This window comes from Cupriavidus sp. SIMBA_020, assembly GCF_046535395.1.
In the GTDB taxonomy this organism is placed as follows: domain Bacteria; phylum Pseudomonadota; class Gammaproteobacteria; order Burkholderiales; family Burkholderiaceae; genus Cupriavidus; species Cupriavidus campinensis.
In genome coordinates this window covers 1-270 of record NZ_JAWRWU010000632.1, presented here as the reverse complement: position 1 = coordinate 270, position 270 = coordinate 1, and the positions used below count along the sequence as shown (strand labels likewise).

Annotated in this window: 1 protein-coding gene; it reads right to left on the bottom strand. The window is 72.6% G+C overall.

Annotated elements, in window-relative coordinates; translation table 11 throughout:
• Window position 1 precedes the first annotated feature (1 nt).
• A partial coding sequence (locus SB751_RS30830) for a 2OG-Fe(II) oxygenase (protein WP_410749128.1) occupies window positions 2-270 on the bottom strand: 269 nt, incomplete at its 5' end.

The following is a 270-nucleotide window of genomic DNA, read 5'->3' as shown; positions in this document are numbered from 1 at the left end:
ATCACGGCGGAGAATTGAGGTTCAATTCCAGCCCCACCCGCACCCCGCTGCGCACGCGGCTGATGGCGTGACGCAAGGTCGCGCGGTAGTCGCCCTGCGCGCCGCGAATGGGGCGGTGCGCGGCGGCGATCAGGGCGGCGTCGCCCAGGGCCAGCGGCAGCACCAGGGGGCGCGATTGCTGGCGGGGGCGTTGCTCGGTCATGACGAATTCGCCGCCCGTGAAGTCGTGGCCCGGGGCGGTCAGCAGGGCGACCAGCCGCAGCGGAAAGG